The sequence below is a fragment of the Streptomyces sp. WAC 04229 genome, from assembly GCF_003947455.1.
In the GTDB taxonomy this organism is placed as follows: domain Bacteria; phylum Actinomycetota; class Actinomycetes; order Streptomycetales; family Streptomycetaceae; genus Streptomyces.
Genome location: NZ_QHJH01000122.1, coordinates 1 through 20,745, shown reverse-complemented (window position 1 = coordinate 20,745; position 20,745 = coordinate 1). Strand labels below are relative to the sequence as shown.

Genomic DNA, 20,745 nt, shown 5'->3' with positions numbered 1-20,745 from the left:
CCGCCACCCCCACCCCGGCCGGCACCGAAGGAGCAGCGGCATGAACGGCGGCACACGCAAGGTCGGCATCGTCGGCTGGGGCGCCATCGGCCGCACCGTCGGCGGCGCGCTCGCCGCGGGCGAGGTGCCCGGCGCCGAACTCGTCGGCATCGTCGACAACCGTCCCCTCGGCGACGCCGTTCCCGCCCCGCAGCTCACCGTGGAGGAGGCCCTCGCCGCCTGCGACCTGATCGTCGAGGCCGCCGGCCAGGGCGTCGTACGGGAATGGGGCGAGACGATCCTCGCCTCCGGCACCGACCTGCTCGTGGCCTCCACCGGAGCGCTCACCGACGAGGAACTCGCCAAGAAGCTCCGCACCGCCGGACCCGGCCGGGTCTACTTCACCGGCGGCGCGGTCGGCGGCCTCGACCTGCTCCAGGCCGTACGGGCCATGGGGCCGCTCGGCGAGGTCACCCTGACCACCACCAAACTGCCGTCCACCCTCGAACAGCCCTGGATGGACGAGGAGACGCTCGCCCGCCTGCGGTCCGCCTCCGGGCCCGTGGAGGTCATGCGCGGCACCGCACGCGACGTACCGGTCAGGTTCCCCAAGTCCACCAACGTCGCCGCCTCCGTCGCCCTCGCGGTCGGAGACCTCGACGCCGTACGGGTACGGGTCGTCGCCGACCCGGGCGCCGCGCACACCTCCCACGTCATCGAGGCGAACGGGCCGCAGGGCTCGTACCGCTTCGAGGTCCGCCATGTCCCGGACCCGGGCAACCCGGCCACCAGCCAGGTCGTCCCGTACGCCGTGCTGCGCTCGCTCGCCGCGCTGGCCGGACGCCGGGGGCAGATCCTGTGACCGCCCACGACCTCGCCGGGCTGCACCTGGCGGAGACCGGGGACAGCGGGCCGCTGGTGCTGTGCCTGCACGGCATCGGCTCCTCGTCCGCCGCCTTCGCGCCGCAGACCGACGCGCTCGCCGCGAGCCACCGGATGGTCGCCTGGGACGCGCCCGGATACGGCAGGTCGGCCGACCCGGAACACGACCTCACCCTCGACGACTTCGCCGACACCGCCGCCGCCGTCATCCGCGCGCGGGACACCGAGGCACACGTCGTCGGCGTCTCGTGGGGCGGCGTGATCGGGCTGCGGCTCGCCACCCGGCACCCGGACCTCGTCGCCTCCCTCACCGTCGCCGACTCCACCCCCGGCTCCGGCACCAGCCCCGAGAAGGCCGCCGCCATGCGCGCCCGGGTCCCGGAGCTGGAGAGCCTCGGCCCGCGCGCCTTCGCCGAGAAGCGCGGCCCCCGCCTCGTCTCCGAGGACGCGCCGCCCGAACTGGTGCGGCGGGTCGTCGACACCATGGCCGACTCGATCCGGCCGCCCGGCTACCGGCAGGCGGCCGAGTCGATGGCCACCACCGACCTGCGCGGCGAACTCGCCCGGGTCGCCGCGCCCACGCTCGTCCTGTGCGGGGAGAAGGACCGGATCACCGGCCCCGACGCCTCACAGGTCCTGGCCGGCGGTCTGCACCGGACCGCCTACGTGATCGTCAAGGACGCCGGTCACCTGGCCAACCAGGAACAGCCCGAGCACTTCAACGCCTGGCTGCTCTCCCACCTGCACATCGTCACCGACACCCGCACCCGGAAGGGCTGATCACCATGCCGCTGACCACCGACGCCTACGACAACGGCTCGGACCTCGCCAAGTACACCGACTCCCTGATCGCCTCCAAGGCCTCCCGCGAGCCGGACTGGGGCACCCTGTCCTTCCAGGAGAAGGCGGGCCCGCAGTACAAGCGGGCGCAGATCCGCTACGTCGGCTCCGGAGCCACCGGCAACCACGACGACGACGGCCGGATCATCCCCTCCGGAGGCTTCACCTTCTCCAACATGCTGCTGCCGCCCGGCGCCGAGGGCCCGGCCCACACCCACCACGACGTCGAGGAGGCGTTCTTCGTCCTGGAGGGCGAGGTCCGCGTCGGCATCCACCGCGGTCCCGACGAGACCGAGTACCGCACGCTGGGCTACCGCGACATGATCGTGGTCCCGGCCGGAGTGACCCGTTCGCTGAAGAACGAGGGCGACACGGACGCGCTCTTCTGCGTGATCATCGGCACGCAGAAGCCGCAGGTGCCGACCTACCCCGAGTACTCCCCGCTGTACGGCGTCACCCGTGACTGACCCCGCGGCCGGGCGCCGTACGGTCGTCGTGACCGGCGCGGGCCGTGGCCTCGGGGAGGCCATGGCCCGCCGGGCGGCGGCCGACGGGTTCCGGGTCGTCGTCGCCGAGCTGAACGCGGAGTGGGGCGCCCGCACGGCGGCGGCGATCCGGGACGCGGGCGGCACGGCCGAGTCCGTCGTCCTGGACGTCGCCGACCCCGCCTCGGTCGAGGCCCTGGCCGCCCGCCTCGCGGCCGGCGGGCCCGTGTACGGCCTGGTCAACAACGCGGCGCTGGCCAACGGCGTCGGCGGCCGGGAGTTCCAGGACATCGACGTCGAGACCTGGGACCGGCTGATGACCGTCAACGCGCGCGGCCCGTGGCTCGTCGCCAAGCACCTGCTGCCGCTGATGTCCCGCCCGGGGCGGATCGTCAACATCGCCTCGGACGCGGCCCTCTACGGCTCCCCGCGCCTCGCCCACTACATCGCCTCCAAGGGCGCGGTCCTCGCCCTGACCCGGGCCATGGCCCGGGAACTGGGCGAGCGGGACATCACCGTCAACGCCGTCGCGCCGGGACTGACCGAGGTCGAGGCGACCGAGACCGTACCGGCCGCGCGCCACGCCCTGTACGCGGCGAACCGCGCGATACCCCGGCCGCAGCGGCCCGACGACCTGGTCGGGCTCGTCTCCTTCCTGCTCGGGGAGGAGTCCGGCTACCTCACCGGGCAGGTGGTCGCCGTCAACGGCGGCTTCACCATGCACTGAGCCCCGCCTCCCGCACACGACCAGGCACTGAAACCCGCCCCCACATCCGCACATCCGTCTGCAAGGAGTACCCATGGACCTCGGCCTCGCCGACCGCACCGTCCTGGTCACCGGCGGCAGCTCCGGCGTCGGCCTGGCCACGGTCCGGGCCCTGCTCGCGGAGGGCGCCCGCGTCGCGGCCTGCGGACGCGACGCCGACCGGCTCGCCAAGGCCGAGGCCGGCCTCGGCGCCGGCCCCGACCGGCTGCACACCGGCGTCTGCGACGTCCGGGACGCCGACGCCGTACGGGACTTCACCGAGCGCGCCGCCGCGCACCTCGGCGGGCGCCTCGACGGGCTCGTCAACAACGCCGGCCAGTCCCGGATGAAGCCCCTCGACGAGACGACCGCGGACGACTGGCGCGACGAACTGGAACTGAAGTTCGCGGGCGTCCTCAACCCCCTCGGCGCCGCCCGCGGCCACCTCCGGGCCTCCGACGCCGCCGCGATCGTCAACGTCAACGCCGTCCTCGCCAAACAGCCCGAGACCCGGCTGATCACGACCAGCGCCGCCCGCGCCGGCATCCTCAACCTCTCCGCCTCCCTGGCCCGCGAACTCGCCCCCGAGGGCATCCGCGTCAACTCCGTCTGCCTCGGCCTGGTCGACACCGGGCAGTGGACCCGCCGCCACGCGGCCGCCGACAGCGGCCTCACCTACGAGGAGTGGCAGGCGGAGATCGCCGCCGACCGGGGCATCGCGCTGGGGCGGCTCGGCCGCGCCGAGGAGGTCGCGTACGCGATCGTCTCGCTGCTCTCGCCGCGCGCCTCCTACATCACCGGAACCAGCATCGACGTCTGCGGCGGAGTCGGCCGCGGCATCCTCTGAGGAGTTCGTATGCGTTACGACCACGGTGGCGGACTCCTGGCCGCCCATCTCAAGTCCCTCGGCGTCGACACCGTGTTCGGCATCGTGTCCGTGCACAACCTGCCGCTGGTGGAGTCCGTCGAGGCCGACCCGGACCTGCGGTTCGTGCCGGTGCGGCACGAGGCGAGCGCCGTCAACGCCGCCGACGCCTACGGCCGGGCCCGCGGCTCCATCGGCTGCGCCCTCACCTCGACCGGCACCGGCGCGGGCAACGCGGCGGGCTCCCTGATCGAGGCCCTGTCCTCCGGGACGTCGGTCCTGCACGTCACCGGACAGGTCGAGACGGCGCACCTCGGCAGCGGGCGCGGCTTCATCCACGAGACCAAGGACCAGCTCGGCATGCTCGCCGCGGTCTCCAAGTACGCCGCGACCATCACCTCCGCGCGGGAGGCGGGCCGCGTCCTGCGCGAGGCGTCCGCCGCGGCCCGCACCGCGCCGGGCGGGCCCGCGAGCGTGGAGTGGCCGATCGACCTCCAGTACGCGGCCCAGGACGACGACGGCCAGACCGCGCCCGCTCCCGAGGTGCCGGTGCCGGACGCGTCCCGGCTGGCCGCGGCACGCGACCTGCTGGCCTCCGCCCGACGCCCGCTGATCTGGGCCGGGGGCGGCGCGAACACCGCCCGCGCCGAACTCCTCGCCCTGCTGGAGGCGACCGGCGCCGGCCTGCTCACCTCCAACTCCGGGCGCGGCTGCGTACCCGAGGACCACGACCTGGTCATCGGCAACTTCGCCACCACCCCCGCCGGACGCGGGCTCCTGGCCGACGCGGACGTCGTCGTCACCGTCGGCACCCACTTCCGCTCCAACGAGACCGCCGACTACGGGCTCCGCCTCCCCGAGGCGCACATCCAGATCGACGTCGACGCCGCCGCCCTCGGCCGGGTGTATCCCGCCCGGCACGGTCTCCACGGCGACGCCGCGGCCGTCCTGCCCCGGCTCACCGACGCCGCCGTACGGGCCGACGCGGAGTGGACCGACCGGGTCCGCCGGGTGCGCGACGAAGTGCGGGCCGCCCTGCACGACGGCATCGGACCCCAGGCCGCGATCTGCGACGCCCTCGCCGCCGCCCTGCCCCGCGGCAGCGTCGTCGCCCGGGACGTGACCATCCCGTCCTCGTCCTGGGGCAACCGCCTGCTCCCCATGCACGACCCGCGCGCCAACGTCTTCCCGCGCGGCGGCGGCATCGGACAGGGCCTCGGCATGGGCATCGGCGCCGCCCTCGCCCGCCCCGGAGAGCCGACCGTGGTGATCGCCGGGGACGGCGGACTCGCCGTCCACCTGGGCGAACTGCTCACCCTCGCCCAGGAGCGGCCCCGCCTCACCCTGATCGTCTTCAACGACGGCGGGTACGGCGTCCTGCGCAACATGCAGGCCACCTACACCGAACGCCGCTCCGGCGTCGACCTGTTCACGCCCGACTTCGGCGGGCTCGCCGCCGCATGCGGGCTGCCCTACGCGCGGATCGGCGACGCGAGCGAGGCCGCCGAGGTGATCGACGCCGCCGTCGCCTCCGACGGCCCGACCCTCGTCGAGGTCGACCTGGCCGCGCTCGGCCCGATGAAGAACCCGTTCACCCCGCCCGTCAAGATCCCCACCCGGTAGGGAGGCCCGCCGACATGAGCGCCACCGAAGCCGCCGAAGAGCAGGAACTGGACCTCCTCGTCCACCGCACGACCTGGGAGGCGGAGGGAGTCCTCTCCGTCGAGCTGGTCCACCCCGACGGCAAGCCGCTGCCCTCCTGGGCACCCGGCGCGCACCTCGACCTGCACGTGGGCGGCCACGTCCGCCAGTACAGCCTGTGCGGCGACCCGGAGGACAGCGGGGTCTACCGCCTCGGCATCCTCGACGAACCGGCCTCGCGCGGCGGTTCGCGCCACGTGCACACCAAGCTGCGGCCCGGCCAGACTGTGCGGGTGGCCGGGCCGCGCAACCACTTCGCCCTGGAACCCGCCGCCTCCTACGTCTTCGTCGCCGGCGGTATCGGCATCACCCCGATCCTGGCGATGGCCCGCCGGGCACAGCGCGACGGCGTTCCGTACCGGCTCGTCCACGGCGGCCGTTCGCGCGCCTCGATGGCGTTCGGCGGCGAACTCGCGGCGCTCGGCGGCGGCCGGGTGACCCTCGTGCCGCAGGACGAACTCGGACACATCGACGTCGCCGGCACGCTCGCGGACCTGCCCGCCGACGCGCTGGTGTACTGCTGCGGCCCGGAGCCCCTGCTGCGGGCGGTCGAGGAGGCGGCGCCGGCGGGGCAGGTACGCACCGAGCGCTTCGCCGCACCGGCCGCGGAGGTGCGGGAGGGCGACGACAGCGCCTTCGACGTCGAGTGCCGGGCGTCGGGCGTGACCCTGCGCGTGGAGGGCGGCACCTCGATCCTGGAGGCCGCCGAGAACGCCGGACTGACCGTCGCCTCGTCCTGCAGGGACGGCATCTGCGGCTCCTGCGAGACCCGCGTCCTGGCCGGCACCCCCGACCACCGCGACTTCCTCCTCAGCGACACCGAGCGCGCCACCGGCGAGACGATGATGATCTGCGTCTCGCGCTGCGCCTCGGACCGCCTCGTCCTGAACCTCTGAACCCCCTGACTTCCCTACGGAGAACGCCGTGCCCGAGACCTGGCCCTTCCTGGACCCCCATCAGACCCGTGACCACGAGCCCACCCCGTACGAGCTGAAGCTCGCCCGCACACTCGAGGACATCTTCACCAAGGACGGCCACGAACTGACCGACGTCGTCGACGGCCTCAACTCCCGCCAGCTGCGCACCCCCACGGGTGAGCCCTGGACCGAGGACGCGTTCCGCGCCGAGATGCACCGCCTGGGAGCCTGACATGACCCTCTCGACCCACGACACCGCCGACCACATCTACGCCCACGGCCTGCGCAACCAGTGGCACCCCGTCGTGCCCTCCGGCTTCGTCTCGCCCGGAGGCATGCGCAGGGTGACCGCCCTCGGCGAGGACTGGCTGCTCTTCCGCAAGTCCGACGGCGGCCTCTCCATGCTCGCCGACCGCTGCCCCCACCGCGGCGCGCCCCTCTCCCTCGGCAAGCACCTGGGCGACCGCGTCGCCTGCTGGTACCACGGCGTCGAGGTCGACGGCACCGGCACGGTCACCTCGGTGCCCGGCCTGCCCGGCTGCAACCTGGAGGGCAAGACCCTCGTCACCTCACTGCCCGTCCGGGAGGCCGGCGGCGCGATCCTCGCCTACTTCGGCGACGAGGAGCACCCCGACCCGGTGGAACTCACCCTGCCCGAACCACTCGCCGACGAGGAGATCTCCGCGTTCCTCTGCTACGCCGAGTGGAACGTGCCGTGGCGGTTCGCCATGGAGAACCTGCTGGACCCGATGCACGGCGCGTTCCTGCACTCGGAGTCGCACACCATGTTCGCCGGTGACACGACCGCCAAGTTCCGCATCCGGGAGACCGGACGCGGCTACTTCTTCGAGAAGACCGACCAGCGGGGCGTCAACTTCGACTGGGTCGAGCTGTGCCACACCGGCGTCGACTGGGTGGACCTGTCCATCCCGTACCCGCCGTCGGCCGGCCCCGGAGGCCCCTTCGGCATCGTCGGCATGGCCTGCCCGGTGGACGCCGGACGCACCGGTGTCTTCTTCTGGCGGTACCGCAAGGTGAGCGACTGGCAGCGGGACACCTGGCGGTTCCTCTACAAGACCCTCATCGAGGAACGCCACTGGGAGGTCCTGGAGCAGGACCGCGTCATCCTGGAGAGCATGCCCGCGGACGCCGACCAGCGGGAGAACCTCTACCAGCACGACCTGGGCGTGGTCCGGCTGCGCCGCCTCTACCAGGCGCAGGCCGGGCGGCAGTCGAAGGCTCAGCCCGTCTCGGCGGGCTGAGCGGAAGCGTCGTCGGAGTCCACGATCGAACGCTCCAACTTCGACAGCAGGCGGCCGAGTTGGCGGTGCTCGGCGGGCGAGAGTCCGCCGAGCATCCGGCGTTCGTTCTCCAGGTGCTCGCTGAACACCTCGTCCACCTTCCGCAGTCCGGCGTCGGTGAGCCGTGAATACACCACCCGCCGGTCCTCGGCGTCGCGTTCACGCACCAGCAGGCCGTCCTTCTCCAGCCGGTCGAGCCGCAGGGTGACCCCGGCCGAGGAGACCAGCCCGGAGGCCGCGAGCTGCCCGGCGGTCAGCCGGTAGGGGGCCCCGGCCCGGCGCAGCGCGGTGAGCACGTCGAAGCCGGCGACGGACAGCCCGTGCTCGTCCAGCCGCGCGGTCATCCGCGACTGGTACTGGAGATACGACCGGTGCAGCCGGGCGAGCACCTCCAGGGGCGAGGTGTCCAGTTCGGGCCGCTCTCGGGCCCAGTCCCCGACGATCCCCGCCACAGCATCCGGCCGCCTCGCGGCCCTGCCCTGAGCCATGTCTTCCCCTCGCGGCGTAGATTATGGTGCGGAAATCTTAGCCCTAAGGGAATTGCTCCCACTCTCCGGCGGGCGGGTTCCGCCGAGTCGGTCAGGGGTTCCAGGTCACCCGATGCTCCGCCAGGTGCGCCAGCACCGCGTGATTCGCCTCCCAGCCGTCGGGAAACTTCACCAGCGTGCCCAGTTGGACCGGTTCCGTGGACGGGTAGTCGTCCAGGAGCCCGTCGACTCCCTCGCGGCAGACCACGATGCAGGCGTGCCGGTGGCGGGAGGTCAGGACGCAGAGGCGGCCCGTCTCCAGGTGGAAGGCGGTGGCGTCGGGGCGGCCGGAGAGGGGGTGCAGGACGACCGTGACGTCGTACTCCCGGCCCTGAAGCCGGTTCGCCGTGTCCACGGTCACGTCGCTCACCCCGAGGTCGGCCAGCGCGGCCCGCACCGCGGCGGCCTGGTCCCGGTGCGCGGTGCCGACGGCGACGCGGGCGGCGGTCAACGGGACGGGACCGGGCGCGCGTTCCGACATCGCCGCGCCCTCCCGGTCCAGGAGCCGCCGGACCACCGACGCCACCGCACGCACCGCCTCCGGATCGGTGCGCGGGGTGTGCCGGGCGGGCAGCTCCAGCAGGCCCCAGCCGGAGACCGCGGCCTCGTCGATCACCCGGTCGGGGCCCGACCCGTCCGACGGCACCGCGAAGGCCAGGCTCCGGTCGCCGTGGCCGGTGCCGCTGCGGAACGGCGTGTACGGGTAGAACGCGTCCGAGACCAGGCGGGCCGCCGAGGCCGGCAGGCGCCAGGAGACCGGAAGACGGTGCTGGGGAAGGCCGGGGTTGTGCGCGAGAAGGGTCGTCACGGCGGAGGCCGACGGGTCGTACGCCAGGCCCGCCCACTGCTCGCTGCCCACCGTCGCGAACGGGTCCAGCTGGCCGGGGTCGCCCACGAACAGCGCCCGTTCGAAGAGCCCGGCGACCGCCAGCAGGGAGTCCGAGCGCATCTGGTACGCCTCGTCGACGATCGCGTGCCGCCACGGCTCGTCCACCTTGACGTGCGCCCACTTCGCGGCCGTGGACAGGACGACCGCCAGGCCCGCGAGGTCGGCGGCCTTCGCCGAGGTGCGTACGTTCGCCAGGTCGTCGAGCGCCTTGTCGTACGCGTCGGTGTCACTGCTGTGCAGCCGGCCCACCGGCAGCTCGGGGTTCTTCTCGGCGAGGCGCAGGACCAGGTCGTCCACCTGGGCGTTGGTCTGCGCCACCACCATCAGGGTGCGGCCGGCCTCGGCCAGCTCCAGCGCCGCCCGGACGACCAGCGTGGACTTGCCGGCGCCCGGCGGGGAATCCACGACGACCCCGCGCTCCGTGCCGTGCAGGGTGTCGTGGAGGATCGCCGCGGTGGCGCGCGCGGCCTCGGCGCCCGGGTCGAAGGCCGGCGGGCCGGGGGCGGTGACCGGGGTGGTGGTGGCGTCGGCGGTCACAGGACGTCCTCCTCCGTCTGGGCGTCGGCGGCCTCCGGCACGGCGGCCGCCTCACCGGGCGGGCCCCCGTGCGTCCACGGCGTCTCCTCCGGGTCGGGGAGCTTCGCGCCGCCCCGCTGCTCGTGCTCGAAGAGGGTGAAGCAGACCCGGTCGCCCTTCTCCGGCACCGACCCCGCCTCCGGCTCCTTGCCGCGGCCCATCTTGTCCATGATCCGCAGGACCAGCGTCCCGTCGCCGGGATCGCCCGCCTCACCGGCGTACTCCGCCGCCTGCGGTTTGCCGCCCAGCGACCGGTACACCCGCACCCGCTCGCCCAGGTGCGGCCGGTCGTCCGTGCGGACCGTGACCAGCGGGCGCGGACTGGGCCGCTTGCTCTCGCTGTACGCCATCACCACGTCGGTGACCTCACCCGCGAACGCCTCCCCGGCCAGCCGCCGCCCGGCCATCACCAGCGGATCGTCCAGCGCCTCCTGGGCCTCCAGCCGGGCCTGTTCGCGTTCGCGGGTGGCCAGCTTGTTCGCCGCCGTCACCGCGTCGTCGCGGCGCGGCTGCGGGGGTTCACCGGCCAGGACGCGGTCCCGGTGCGAGGTGAACGACCAGCGGTCGCGGGTCCAGCGGTCGTCGACGTGCGCGCCGGCCGGCAGCTCCCGCAGCAGGTCCAGGCCGCGCCACACCGACTCCCAGGTGGGCCGCGTACGGCTCTCGACCAGGGCGCGGATCTCCCGCTCCGCGGCGGTGAGCGCGCCGAGCCGGTCGTCGGCCTCCAGACCGTCCTCGGCGGCGGCGAACGCGGTGCGCGCGCGGTCGTAGCGCTCGATGGCGGGGGCCAGCAGCCGGTTGTCGAAGGCCGGGTCGGTCGCCGGTCCCGCGGGCGGGCAGAGCAACTGGCCCTCCGCGTCGCGCGCCAGCTCGGCCCGGCGTGCCGCCTCCGCGCCGGTCAGGCCCTCGTCGGCGGGGGAGATCCACGCCAGCAGCGCGCCCAGGTGCTGGTCCTCCAGGGTGGACTGGCCGGTCGCCCAGTGCCGGCCCAGCAGGTCGGTCATGGCCAGGAGCAGGGACGATCCCGGGACCCGGGCCCGCTCGCCGTAGTGGGTGAGCCACCGGCCGAGCAGCGGCACCCTGGGCGGCGCGGGGTGCGGGGTCTGCGGGTCCTGCTCCGCCGTACGACGGAAGCGCATGGAGCGGCCCAGCAGCCGGACGAAGTCGATGCCCGCGCGGCTCGGCACGACCAGCTGGGCGGCGTCCGCGCACAGGTCCACCTCGACCTTGACCCGCTTGCCCGTCTCCGGGTCGGTCTCGGTGCGCTCGGCGGCCTCCACGGCGTCGGCACACGCCTCGATGTGCGGCAGCACGATGTCCGCCAGCTCGGCCAGGAACGCGAAGCGCAGGTCGCGGTCGCGGGGCTGGGGCACGACCAGCAGGCGCGGCGTGTCCCGGTCGGTGCCGACCAGCGCGCCCAGCGGGGCACCGGCCTCACCGGCGGTGATCAGCGGGACGAAGACCAGCGGACGGTCGGACAGGTGCCGGTGCCGGACGGTGGCGGCGGGCTGCGCGGCGCCGGTGCGCACGGCCTCCAGCCGGGCGAGCGTGGTGATCAGTGACACCCGGCCACCCCGCCGCCTCCGGCACCGGCCGCCACCAGCGCCTCCGCGCGCAGCCGGGCCGCCCGGCGCAGCGCGGCCACCGCCGGGTCGTCCGGGTCGCCTGCCTCCCCGCGGGCCGCGGCCAGCACGTCCTCGACCGTGGCCAGCCCGCCCAGTTCGGCCCGGACCGGGCGGCCCAGGCAGGTCACGGCGCCGTCCTCACGGGACCGGGCGCGGCAGTGGAAGGCCAGCTCGCAGGCGGACAGGCACTCGGGCGCGTAGGTCGCGGGGACCGCCTCGACCGCCGCCGTCAGCTCCTCCGTGGGCAGCTCGGGGGAGAAGCAGACGCCGTCGGGGAGTCCGTCGGCGATGTCCTCGATCCGGGTGAGCCGGGCCAGCTGGCGGTCGGTGACCGCACGCTGCTTGCGCACGTCGACCGCGGACGCGGTGGGCAGGTTGGAGAAGTCCTTGGGGCAGACCAGCAGGACGCGGTGGCGCACGCGCGGGGCGGGGTCCAGGTGGGCGGCGACCCGCTCCAGGGCCAGGACGTAGACGGCGGCCTGCCGCGCGGCGGCGCCGACCTTCGCCGGGTCGGCGGCGCCGTCCAGCATGGGGAAGGACTTGATCTCCACGACCGTCCAGCTGCCGTCCGGGTGCACCACCACGGCGTCCGGCTCCAGGAAGGCGGGGGAACCCGCGACCTCCAGGGCGAGCATCGGATGGTCGAGCAGCGTCCAGGCGCCCGGTGTGCCGGTGGCCTCGCGCAGGGCGAGCGACGTCCGGGCCGCGCGTCCCTCGGGGCCGCTCGCGGAGAGGTCGGGCACCCGCGCACCGGCGGGCGGTTCGGCGCCCCGGTCGAGCTTCTCGTGGACCAGACGCAGCAGTTCGGCGCCGTCGTCCGCCTTGACCCGCGCCTCGAAGGCGTTGCCCCGCATGAAGGCGAACTGCGACTGCCCGAAGACCGACGGCGAGCCCAGCGCGCTCGCGAGCGCGGCCTTGTCCACCCCGGCGCCGTCGAGGATCGCGCGCCTGCGGCACCCCGGGTTGGCGGCGAGGGCGGCCAGGGCGCGCGCGTCCAGCGCCTTGGCGGGTACGTCGGGCCCGCGCAGCTCAGCGAGCCGGTGCCGGAGTCTCGTCCCCCGCGTCCGAGGGGGCGGGGTCCGGCTCGGCTCCTGCTTCGAACCGCTGCTCGCGCTGGCGTGGGAATCGCTCACCCGCGGAAGTCTGGCATCCGCCACTGACAATCGGGGAACCCGCGCCGTCGGGGACCGGTGCGGCGGGTGTGCCGCCGGAGGCGAAGCGGGCCGTGAGCCGGGTCCGCGCCCGGTTGGAGATCCGCAGTACGACGGGCGTCAGCAGCAGGCCCGCGCCCATCACGGCCGCGCCCGCGACCGCGTCGAGGAAGTAGTGGTTCGCGGTGCCCATCACCACGATGGTGGTCACCAGCGGGTAGACGACGCCGAGCACCTTCGTCAGGCGGCTGCCGCCGTAACGCCACAGGATCACGCCGCACCACAGGGCCCAGCCCACGTGCAGACTCGGCATGGCCGCGTACTGGTTGGTCATCCCGCCCAGTCCGCGCGGGGCGCTGGCCTCGCCGCCCCACCAGCCGTACGAGCTGTACTGGGCCATCGTGTCGACGAAGCCGTGGCTCTTGTCCAGCAGCCGGGGCGGGCAGGTCGGCAGCAGCGTGAAGCCTATGAGGCCGATGAACGTGGACGTCATCAGCCAGGTCCGCGCGGCCCGGTAGCGCACCGCGCGGGAGCGGAAGAGCCAGATCAGGATCGCCGGGGTGACCAGGTAGTGCAGTGACGCGTACCAGAAGTCGGCGGGTATGCCTATCCAGGGCTCGCTGGTGAAGAGCCGGTTGAGAGGGTGCTCCGCGTTGAGGAAGAGGGCCTTCTCCACGCGCAGGATCGCGAGGCCGTGGTCGACGGCGTCGGAGACGTCGCCCCGCACGAGCAGACGGCCGGCGGAGTAGCAGGCGTACACGAGGACGATGAGCGGCAGCTCGGTCCACCAGCGCAGCCGAGTCGTGGGGGCCGCCCCGCTGCCCGGTATCTCGGTGTGCGGCAATCCGATCGCCCTCCCCCTTCTCTCGTTGCTCGCGCGCCTCGATTGACACGGACGTGCCACTCTACGGCCTCCCTGAGCCCGCCTCGCGGGGCGCCCTCGGACCGGATAGACGCCCGGATCGCCCCCCGGGTTGCCCGCGCCCGCCGTGCGGGATGATGGAGGGGCCCCTAGACATTTCTCCCGGAAAGGCCTCTTCATGGCACCGCGCATCCTGCTGGCCCGGCACGGACAGACCGAGTGGTCGCTGTCCGGCAGACACACCGGCAGGACCGACGTACCGCTCCTCGAGGAGGGCCGGCAGGGCGCCAAGCTGCTCGGGGAGCGGCTGCACCGGGCGCCCCTGGAGGGGCTGCCCGGCGTCGAGGTGCGGACCAGTCCGCTGGCCCGCGCGCGGGAGACCTGCGTCCTCGCGGGCTTCGGCGAGCGCGCCCGCGCGTGGGACACGCTGATGGAGTGGGACTACGGGGCGTACGAGGGCATGACCCCGGACGAGATCCAGGCCGTCCGGCCCGGTTGGCTGATCTGGCGGGACGGGGTGCCCGACGGGGAGAGCGTGGCGGACGTCACCGCGCGTGCGGACGAGGTCGTGGCGTGGGCGCGGGAGGCGGACCGGGACGTGCTGGTCTTCGCCCACGGGCACGTCCTGCGGTCGATCGGGGCGCGGTGGCTGGGGCTGCCGCTGGACTTCGCGGCGCGGATACGGCTGAACCCGACGTCGCTGTCGGTCCTGGGATGGGCCTACGGGGAGCCGGCGCTGGAGAGCTGGAACGACGTGGGGCACCTGGTGGGCTGACGGCGCGCGGTGCCGGCGTCCGCGTGGGGCGGGCGTCACCCGCCGGCGGCGGCCGGGTGCCGGCGGCTCTCAGGCCGGGCGTGGCAGCGTGGCGTGGCGGTCCAGGAACGCCGAGACTCCCCGGTTGCGGCGGTGCGGGAGCAGGACCCGGGCCGTTCCGGCCAGCATGGTGTGGATGCGGGAGGACTGGACCTCGCCCAGCAGGTCCAGGACCCGCAGGCCGGCGTCGGCCGCCTCGTCGGGGTGGCCGCCGCGGGCCAGGTCGTCCGCCAGCTCCGCCGAGTACAGCGCGAGGTTCCGCGTGAAGTGCGGGTCCTGCAGCTCGGCGGCCCGTCGTGCGTGCCGGGCGGCCCGGTGCCAGTCGCCCAGCGCGGACCAGCACTGCGCCTCCAGACCCTCCAGCTCGGCGCGGCCGTAGAAGCTCATCCACTCGGGGTCGGCGTCCGAGGGGCCCCGCTCGTAGAAGGCCTGCGCGCGGGCCAGTGCCTGTTCGCAGCCGACCCGGTCGGCGAGCCCCGCCCAGCCGCCCGCCTCGCGCAGCGCCAGCAGCGACATCAGCCGGTCCGAGCCCAGCGGCCGGCCGGCGCGCTGCGCGGCCTGGGCCGCCCGCACCGCCTCGCGCGGCCGCCCGGCGTCGCGGGCGAGGAACGCCATGTTGCAGAAGGCGTGCGCCTCCAGACCCGCGTCGCCGGTCATCCGGGAGGTGGCCAGCGCCTCCGCGTAGTGGGAGCGCGCGTCGTCGAAGCGCCCGGAGTCGTGCGCCAGCCAGCCCACGGAGATCGCCAGTTCACCGGCGCCCGTGTAGAGCCGGTCCGCCGTCGCCCGGCGGGACGCCCCGGCGTCCAGCAGCGCGTACGCGGTGCGCAGCGGGGCCGCCGCGCGCCGGTAGAGGCCGTCCGCGCCGTGCCGGTCGTCCAGCAGCCGGATCCGGCGGACGGCTTCTTCGAGGGCGCAGGCCTCGCCGGACCCCGCGCGGCGCACGGGACGTCCGGCCGCCGCGGCGTCGAGGGCGAGCCCCAGGGGGCCCAGTGAGGCGGCGGCCACGGTGGCCCCGCTCGTCATGAATGCGCGACGCAGCACGTCGCTCTCCTCGTTGTTGTCGTGCTTTTCGTACGGGTCCTGCGTGTCATGCGTCTCATACGGTTCACCCGCCCCCCGCGTCTCACTCGTGGCGCGTTCGGACGGGCGGGTGGGGGCCGGGAGTGCGTCCTCATCGGCACGCACCCGGCGTCCGCGTACCGACGAGCGGGGCGCGAACCCCAGGTCGGTGAGCGTGCGACCGGGGAACATGTGCAGGAACACCCGCTCGTAGGCGTAGTTGGGACAGCGGATCTCGCCCGCCTCCACCCGGCCGACGTACCGCGCGTCACAGCTCACCCGCTCGCCGATCTCGCGCGCGGCCCGGCGGACCGCCGCCGCGAACTCGGCCGGCGAGCGCTTGCCGCGCAACCGCCGGAAGGCGAGGTTCGGCCGCGACGGCCGTTCGGGCTGGGCGGAGGTCACCATTGACGACGCCATGGCCGGGTCCTCTCGTGCGAACCGTCGAACCATGCCGGGACAGAGACGAGTCGCGGAAATCATCCGCCTGCCATCACCTGGCATCCCTGTTTCCGGCGAGCAAGAACGTACCGGCTGTGACGGAGCCGCCACGCACTGTTTGCCTACAAACCGGATATCTCATCCGCGATCTGCCATGAAGTGCCATCCTTTGCGGCGGACTTGTGCCGTAGCCGTTGACGGCCCGCCGCGTTGGACAGGGTGACCGGGAGGCCCTCGACTCCCGACCCGCTCGTCCGAGGAGGACTTCCGTGGTGGAGGCCGGGATGGATACCAGCCGGATCAGCGATCCGCCCTGCGACGCCTGCGACGTCGTCACCGTGCCGACCCGGCAGGGTCTGGAGGCGGTCGACATCCTCAGGCGGGGAGCCGGCGAGGCGGTGGGTCCCGTGATCCACGACCACGGCTGCGACACCCTGGGCTTCCTGGTGCCGCCGGGCACCGCCGCCGCCTGGGACGTGCCGGGCAGCACCTGTACGGAGACGGACGGCCGCGGGCTGAGCCTCGACCTGCCGCCCGAGCCGCCCGTGGAGGGCTCCGACTGGCTGCTGCCGCCCGGGGAGGCGGACCTCGCGACCGACCCCGCGGTGCTGCGCGAGGCGCTGGGCGAGGCGGCCCGGCTGATCAGAGCGGCCGACAGCTGCCGCTGAGCCTTCCCGGCCGCGCGCCGCGCCATCGCGCGGTGCGCCGATAATGGCCCGATGGGAAAGTCCAGGAACACCCGCCGCGGGCGCGCTGCCGCCGAGACGGTCGTCGAGGACGTCGACGGCGGACGCGCCGAGCTGGTCCCCGACCGGGACCGGACCCGGGCCTGGACCCTGCTGATCGACGGCGCCCCGCAGTCGCACGTCGACCTCGACGACCCGGCCCACCTGTCCTTCGAGTACCAGCGCCGTCTCGGGCACGTCATCGACCTCGCCGCCCCGCCGGGCAGGCCCGTCCAGGCCGTGCACCTCGGCGGCGGCGCCCTCACCCTCGCCCGCTACCTCGCCGCCACCCGCCCCCGCTCCACCCAGCAGGTCGTCGAGCGGGACGCCGCCCTCGTCCAACTGGTGCGCCGGGAGCTGCCCCTGGACCCCGGCGCACGGATACGGGTGCGCTCCACCGACGCCCGCGCCGGACTGGCCAAGGTGCCCGACGGCTGGGCGGACCTGATCGTCGCGGACGTCTTCAGCGGCGCCCGCACCCCGGCCCACCTGACGTCCGCCGAGTTCCTGGACGAGGTCCGGCGCGCGCTCGCGCCCGGCGGGGTCTACGCCGCCAACCTCGCCGACGGACCGCCCCTCGCCCACCTGCGCGGCCAGATCGCCACCGCCGCGGCCCGGTTCGCGGAACTCGCCCTCGTCGCCGACCCCGCGGTACTGCGCGGCAAGCGCTTCGGCAACGCGGTCCTCGTCGCCTCCGACCGCCCCTTGCCGGTCGCCGAACTCACCCGCCGCGCCGCCTCCGACCCGCAGCCCGCCCGGGTGGAACACGGCCGCGCGCTGGCCGACTTCACGGGCGGCGCGGCACCGGTGACGGACGCGGCGGCGGTGGACTCGCCCGCGCCGCCGGAGTCCGTGTTCAAGTGAGTCTCCGCCGGCTGCCGACCGCGGCGGTTCAGTAGCTGCCGATCTCCACGCGCGGCGGCCCGTCGTGCCAGGTGCAGAACACCGACACCCGGTCCGCCTCCGAGCTGAACTCCACCCGGATCCACGACTCCGTCTTCCACACCTGCATCGACCAGCCCGCACCCGGCGTCGCCGACACCAGGGAGGCCGACGACTTGCCGAGGTCGAAGACCGCGCGGCCGCCGTCGGTGTCGTAGCTCCTGACCTCGCCGGAGGTGGCGGGGGAGGGGCTCGCCGGGCGCTCGGGCGTCCTGGACGGGGCGGTCCGCGACGGGGCGGGGTCCGGCTCCGGGCGGGTCTCGCTCGGCGACGGCGAAGGACTGCCCGACGGCGACGGACGGCTGGTGGACGAGGCCCGCGAACCCTCTTCGCCGGAGGCGTCGCGCTCGTCCCGTACCGACGCGTCGGCCGCGGTGATGGGCAGCGCGCGGGGCGCGTCGTAGGCCGTGCCCGTCATCACCGTGTGGACGCCCCACCACGACAGCGTGACCGCCGCGCCGGTGGCGAGCAGCCAGGCAAGTACGTGGACGAGTCCTCTGCGCATCGCGGCCATACTGCCTCACCCGCCCCGCCCGTGTCGCCCGAACGGTGTGTGACGCCGGCCCCCGGCGGGGTTGTGCACAGGCCCGCGCCGGAGTTGTCCACAGGCCCGCACCGGGTTGGTCCGCATGGCGTACGGTGCCGCCCATGGCAAGTGTGCTCGTGGTCGAGGACGACCAGTTCGTACGCTCGGCGCTCATCCGGCACCTGACCGACGCCTCGCACACCGTGCGCAGCGTCGGTACGGCGCTGGAGGCGCTGCGCGAGGTCGCCCATTTCCGCTTCGACGTGGTGATCCTCGACCTCGGACTGCCCGACCTGGACGGCTCCGAGGCGCTGAAGATGCTGCGCGGCATCACCGACGTACCCGTGATCGTCGCCACCGCCCGGGACGACGAGGCCGAGGTCGTACGGCTGTTGAACGCGGGCGCGGACGACTACCTCACCAAGCCGTTCTCCGTGGAGCACCTGTCGGCCCGCATGGCCGCCGTCCTGCGCCGGGTCCGGACCGGACCGGCGGAGGCGGCGTCCTCGCCCGTCATCCGGGTCGGCGGCCTGACCGTCGACCCCCTGCGCCGCCAGGCCGACCTGGACGGCGTGCGCCTCGACCTGACCCGCCGCGAGTTCGACCTGCTCGCCTTCCTCGCCGGCCGGCCAGGGGTCGTCGTCCCCCGCAAGGAGCTGCTCGCCGAGGTATGGCAGCAGTCCTACGGCGACGACCAGACCATCGACGTCCATCTGTCCTGGCTGCGGCGCAAGCTGGGCGAGACCGCGGCGCGGCCGCGCTACCTGCACACCCTGCGCGGTGTCGGCGTGAAGCTGGAGCCTCCCCTGGAACAGGACCCGGCGCGGGGCCCGGGGCTGCCCGGAGCGGAGCCGCCGCGATGAGGTGGGCCCTGGTCAAGGTGTCGCTGGCGGTCACCGCGATGGTCGTGGTCGCCTTCGCCGTCCCCCTGGGACTCGTCATCCGGGAGATGGCCCGCGACCGCGCCTTCTCCAACGCCGAACGGGAGGCGGCCGCCGTCGCCCCCGCGCTGTCCATCACCACCGACCGCGACCAGTTGGAGCGCGTCGTCGCCTCCGCCGGCTCGGACGCCGCAATGGCCGTGCACATACCGGCGTCCGGCGAGCCGGCCGACCGCACCGGCGGCGCGGGGCAGCGGGCCGCCGACATCGGCCGGCAGCGCGCCACCGACGAGGACATCGCCGCCGTGCGCGAGATGGGCCGTGCCTCCACCACCGAGGTGGACGGCGGTTCCACGCTGCTGCAGCCGGTCGCGCTCAGCTCCGGCGAGATCGCCGTGGTCGAGGTGTACGTCCCCGAGTCCGAGGTCACCAACGGGGTCGCCACGGCCTGGGCGGTGCTCGCCGCGGTCGGCGCCGCCCTGATCGTCGGCTCCGTCGCGGTCGCCGACCGGCTCGGCGTGCGGATGGTGCGGCCGGCGCAGCGCCTGGTCGAGGGCGCGCACCAGTTGGGGGAGGGGCGGCTGGGCTCGCGGGTGCCGGTGGAGGGCCCGACCGAACTGCGGCTCGCGGCCGTCGCGTTCAACTCCATGGCCGACCAGGTGGTCCAGCTCCTCGCCAACGAGCGCGAGCTTGCCGCCGACCTGTCCCACCGCCTCCGTACCCCGCTGACCGTGCTGCGGCTCAACGCGGCCTCGCTCGGCGAGGGACCGGCCGCCGAGCAGACCCGTTCCGCCGTCGAGCAGTTGGAGCGCGAGGTCGACACCATCATCCGCACCGCCCGGGACGCCAAGCCGCAGACGGCCGCCGCCGGTCCCGGCGCCGGGTGCGACGCGGCCGAGGTGGTGCGCGAGCGGATGGGGTTCTGGTCCGCGCTCGCCGAGGACGAGGGCCGCAAGTGGCGGGTGGCCGGCGCCGACCGGCCGGTGCGCATCCCCGTGGCCCGCGCCGACCTCGCCGCCTCCCTCGACGCCCTGCTCGGCAACGTCTTCCGGCACACCGCCGAGGGCACAGCCTTCGCGGTCGACCTGCACAACGGCGAGGACGCGGTGATCGTGCTCGTGTCGGACGCGGGCGCCGGCATACCCGACCCGGAGGCGGCGATGGCCCGCGGCCGGGGCTCGGGCAGCGACGGCTCGACCGGGCTCGGCCTGGACATCGTGCGCCGCATGGCCGAGTCGACCGGCGGCGACGTCCGCATCGGCTCCTCCGTGCTGGGCGGCACCGAGGTGCGCATCTGGGTGCAGCTCGACGGGCGGACGGCGCCCGAGCGGCGCGGCCACCGGGGAGCGGTGCGGCGCCGCAGACAGCCCCGGCAGACGGCCACCATTAATCGGCCCCGATCTCTTCCTTAAGCGCACCCTAAGATCACCGAACCCCGCCCGGATCAGGCCCTTTGCCCGTTTCCGGCTCGCTAGCGTGCTGCCGCACCCCCACCCCCGGACGTTCCCCGCCGGGGGCACCGTGAACAGCGAAGGCAGGCACATGACGCGCACGCACCGACGCAGGGTCAGTGGCAGGAACAAGGCGATCGGCACCGTCGTCGCGGCGGCCGTGGCCGGCGGTGGCGCGCTGCTGTTCACCAGTACCGCCCAGGCGGCCCCGGTGGGCGCCGTCTACACGAAGACCAGCGAGTGGGCGAACGGCTACACCGCCCAGTACGTCGTCACCAACGGCAGCGGCGAGGCGAAGCCGGACTGGACGCTGGAGTTCGACCTGCCCGGCGGGACGAAGCTGCGCTCGCTGTGGAACGCCGAGTCGAAGGTCAGCGGGCAGCACGTCACCGCGACCCCGCCGAAGTGGGACACGGACGGCCTGAAGGCCGGCGAGTCCGTCACCGTCGGCTTCGTCGTCAACGGCACGGACGAGCCGACCGGTTGCCTCGTCGACGACGCCGAGTGCTCGGCGGACGACGGCGCCACCCCCGAGCCCAGCGGCCGGCCCACCGAGCCCCC

22 protein-coding genes are annotated in these 20,745 nt (G+C 74.4%); 15 read left to right on the top strand and 7 right to left on the bottom strand.

The annotated features are described in order from the left end of the window. Positions 1-40 precede the first annotated feature (40 nt). The 9 genes from DMH12_RS26550 to DMH12_RS26510 all read left to right on the top strand — a co-directional run bounded on the left by DMH12_RS26550 (position 41) and on the right by DMH12_RS26510 (position 7,676). On the top strand, positions 41-841 hold the full coding sequence (locus DMH12_RS26550; RefSeq protein WP_125493977.1) for an aspartate dehydrogenase domain-containing protein: 801 nt from the start codon (positions 41-43) through the stop codon (positions 839-841). Then, positions 838-1,641 (top strand): alpha/beta fold hydrolase, encoded by an 804-nt coding sequence (locus tag DMH12_RS26545; protein WP_125493976.1) that lies wholly within the window; start codon positions 838-840, stop codon positions 1,639-1,641. Before DMH12_RS26550 ends, DMH12_RS26545 begins: the two co-directional genes overlap by 4 nt. 5 nt (positions 1,642-1,646) lie before the next feature. After that, positions 1,647-2,168, top strand: a complete 522-nt coding sequence (locus tag DMH12_RS26540) for a cupin domain-containing protein (RefSeq protein WP_125493975.1) — start codon at positions 1,647-1,649, stop codon at positions 2,166-2,168. After that, a complete protein-coding gene (locus tag DMH12_RS26535) occupies positions 2,161-2,913 on the top strand; it encodes an SDR family oxidoreductase (RefSeq protein WP_125493974.1) in 753 nt (250 codons plus the stop codon). Before DMH12_RS26540 ends, DMH12_RS26535 begins: the two co-directional genes overlap by 8 nt. A gap of 73 nt (positions 2,914-2,986) precedes the next feature. Next, positions 2,987-3,778 carry an SDR family oxidoreductase gene (locus DMH12_RS26530; RefSeq protein ID WP_125493973.1) on the top strand — a complete coding sequence of 264 codons (792 nt, stop codon included), beginning with the start codon at positions 2,987-2,989 and terminating at the stop codon, positions 3,776-3,778. A 9-nt stretch (positions 3,779-3,787) separates the two neighbouring features. Beyond that, positions 3,788-5,419 carry a thiamine pyrophosphate-binding protein gene (locus tag DMH12_RS26525; protein WP_125493972.1) on the top strand — a complete coding sequence of 544 codons (1,632 nt, stop codon included), beginning with the start codon at positions 3,788-3,790 and terminating at the stop codon, positions 5,417-5,419. A gap of 14 nt (positions 5,420-5,433) precedes the next feature. Next, positions 5,434-6,393, top strand: coding sequence for a PDR/VanB family oxidoreductase (locus tag DMH12_RS26520; protein WP_125493971.1), 960 nt, complete (start codon positions 5,434-5,436; stop codon positions 6,391-6,393). A 28-nt stretch (positions 6,394-6,421) separates the two neighbouring features. Continuing rightward, entirely contained in the window at positions 6,422-6,646 is a 225-nt protein-coding gene (locus DMH12_RS26515) for a recombinase-like helix-turn-helix domain-containing protein (RefSeq protein ID WP_114530323.1), read from the top strand. A gap of 1 nt (position 6,647) precedes the next feature. Continuing rightward, the gene (locus tag DMH12_RS26510) at positions 6,648-7,676 is read left to right on the top strand and encodes an aromatic ring-hydroxylating dioxygenase subunit alpha (RefSeq protein WP_125493970.1); all 1,029 of its coding nucleotides are present in this window, start codon (positions 6,648-6,650) and stop codon (positions 7,674-7,676) included. Here the strand turns inward: DMH12_RS26510 and DMH12_RS26505 are convergent. From DMH12_RS26505 to DMH12_RS26485, 5 genes are all read right to left on the bottom strand, one after another. Further along, positions 7,655-8,203 (bottom strand): MarR family winged helix-turn-helix transcriptional regulator, encoded by a 549-nt coding sequence (locus tag DMH12_RS26505; RefSeq protein ID WP_125493969.1) that lies wholly within the window; start codon positions 8,201-8,203, stop codon positions 7,655-7,657. The genes DMH12_RS26510 and DMH12_RS26505 overlap by 22 nt on opposite strands. Before the next feature lie 91 nt (positions 8,204-8,294). After that, positions 8,295-9,668, bottom strand: coding sequence for an AAA domain-containing protein (locus DMH12_RS26500; RefSeq protein WP_125493968.1), 1,374 nt, complete (start codon positions 9,666-9,668; stop codon positions 8,295-8,297). After that, positions 9,665-11,272 carry a hypothetical protein gene (locus DMH12_RS26495; protein ID WP_185832549.1) on the bottom strand — a complete coding sequence of 536 codons (1,608 nt, stop codon included), beginning with the start codon at positions 11,270-11,272 and terminating at the stop codon, positions 9,665-9,667. Before DMH12_RS26495 ends, DMH12_RS26500 begins: the two co-directional genes overlap by 4 nt. Continuing rightward, positions 11,263-12,465, bottom strand: coding sequence for a hypothetical protein (locus tag DMH12_RS26490; protein WP_399188840.1), 1,203 nt, complete (start codon positions 12,463-12,465; stop codon positions 11,263-11,265). Before DMH12_RS26490 ends, DMH12_RS26495 begins: the two co-directional genes overlap by 10 nt. Then, positions 12,362-13,327: a phosphatase PAP2 family protein gene (locus DMH12_RS26485; RefSeq protein ID WP_125493967.1), complete on the bottom strand. Its 966-nt coding sequence runs from the start codon at positions 13,325-13,327 to the stop codon at positions 12,362-12,364. The genes DMH12_RS26490 and DMH12_RS26485 overlap by 104 nt, the downstream gene beginning before the upstream one ends. A gap of 196 nt (positions 13,328-13,523) precedes the next feature. Here DMH12_RS26485 and DMH12_RS26480 point away from each other — a divergent pair, with 196 nt between their 5' ends. Then, positions 13,524-14,120, top strand: coding sequence for a histidine phosphatase family protein (locus DMH12_RS26480; protein ID WP_125493966.1), 597 nt, complete (start codon positions 13,524-13,526; stop codon positions 14,118-14,120). Positions 14,121-14,189: 69 nt separating this feature from the next. Here DMH12_RS26480 and DMH12_RS26475 read toward each other — a convergent pair whose 3' ends face one another. Then, complete coding sequence (locus tag DMH12_RS26475; protein WP_125493965.1) at positions 14,190-15,638, bottom strand: hypothetical protein; 1,449 nt, start codon at positions 15,636-15,638, stop codon at positions 14,190-14,192. A 290-nt stretch (positions 15,639-15,928) separates the two neighbouring features. On the opposite strand from DMH12_RS26475, the gene DMH12_RS26470 reads away from it, so the two are divergent. Next, positions 15,929-16,327, top strand: coding sequence for a hypothetical protein (locus DMH12_RS26470; protein ID WP_125493964.1), 399 nt, complete (start codon positions 15,929-15,931; stop codon positions 16,325-16,327). 51 nt (positions 16,328-16,378) lie between these two features. Continuing rightward, positions 16,379-17,248, top strand: coding sequence for a spermidine synthase (locus DMH12_RS26465; RefSeq protein WP_125493963.1), 870 nt, complete (start codon positions 16,379-16,381; stop codon positions 17,246-17,248). 28 nt (positions 17,249-17,276) lie between these two features. Here the strand turns inward: DMH12_RS26465 and DMH12_RS26460 are convergent, their stop codons facing one another. Further along, entirely contained in the window at positions 17,277-17,831 is a 555-nt protein-coding gene (locus tag DMH12_RS26460; protein ID WP_185832548.1) for a hypothetical protein, read from the bottom strand. A gap of 143 nt (positions 17,832-17,974) precedes the next feature. Between DMH12_RS26460 and DMH12_RS26455 the strand changes: the two genes are divergently transcribed. The 3 genes from DMH12_RS26455 to DMH12_RS26445 all read left to right on the top strand — a co-directional run. After that, positions 17,975-18,715 (top strand): response regulator transcription factor, encoded by a 741-nt coding sequence (locus tag DMH12_RS26455; RefSeq protein WP_185832547.1) that lies wholly within the window; start codon positions 17,975-17,977, stop codon positions 18,713-18,715. Continuing rightward, a complete protein-coding gene (locus DMH12_RS26450; RefSeq protein WP_125493960.1) occupies positions 18,712-20,145 on the top strand; it encodes a HAMP domain-containing sensor histidine kinase in 1,434 nt (477 codons plus the stop codon). Before DMH12_RS26455 ends, DMH12_RS26450 begins: the two co-directional genes overlap by 4 nt. Before the next feature lie 130 nt (positions 20,146-20,275). Further along, the coding region (locus DMH12_RS26445) for a cellulose binding domain-containing protein (RefSeq protein WP_185832546.1) at positions 20,276-20,745 on the top strand (470 nt) is incomplete at its 3' end.

Bases quoted from the DNA above. Each gene is read 5' to 3' on its own strand.
- DMH12_RS26525 (WP_125493972.1), top strand. From the start codon at position 3,788: ATGCGTTACGACCACGGTGGCGGACTCCTGGCCGCCCATCTCAAGTCC.
- DMH12_RS26540 (WP_125493975.1), top strand. From the start codon at position 1,647: ATGCCGCTGACCACCGACGCCTACGACAACGGCTCGGACCTCGCCAAG.
- DMH12_RS26455 (WP_185832547.1), top strand. From the start codon at position 17,975: ATGGCAAGTGTGCTCGTGGTCGAGGACGACCAGTTCGTACGCTCGGCG.
- DMH12_RS26520 (WP_125493971.1), top strand. From the start codon at position 5,434: ATGAGCGCCACCGAAGCCGCCGAAGAGCAGGAACTGGACCTCCTCGTC.
- DMH12_RS26510 (WP_125493970.1), top strand. From the start codon at position 6,648: ATGACCCTCTCGACCCACGACACCGCCGACCACATCTACGCCCACGGC.
- DMH12_RS26460 (WP_185832548.1), bottom strand. From the start codon at position 17,831: ATGCGCAGAGGACTCGTCCACGTACTTGCCTGGCTGCTCGCCACCGGC.
- DMH12_RS26475 (WP_125493965.1), bottom strand. From the start codon at position 15,638: ATGGCGTCGTCAATGGTGACCTCCGCCCAGCCCGAACGGCCGTCGCGG.
- DMH12_RS26505 (WP_125493969.1), bottom strand. From the start codon at position 8,203: ATGGCTCAGGGCAGGGCCGCGAGGCGGCCGGATGCTGTGGCGGGGATC.
- DMH12_RS26450 (WP_125493960.1), top strand. From the start codon at position 18,712: ATGAGGTGGGCCCTGGTCAAGGTGTCGCTGGCGGTCACCGCGATGGTC.
- DMH12_RS26550 (WP_125493977.1), top strand. From the start codon at position 41: ATGAACGGCGGCACACGCAAGGTCGGCATCGTCGGCTGGGGCGCCATC.
- DMH12_RS26480 (WP_125493966.1), top strand. From the start codon at position 13,524: ATGGCACCGCGCATCCTGCTGGCCCGGCACGGACAGACCGAGTGGTCG.
- DMH12_RS26530 (WP_125493973.1), top strand. From the start codon at position 2,987: ATGGACCTCGGCCTCGCCGACCGCACCGTCCTGGTCACCGGCGGCAGC.
- DMH12_RS26465 (WP_125493963.1), top strand. From the start codon at position 16,379: ATGGGAAAGTCCAGGAACACCCGCCGCGGGCGCGCTGCCGCCGAGACG.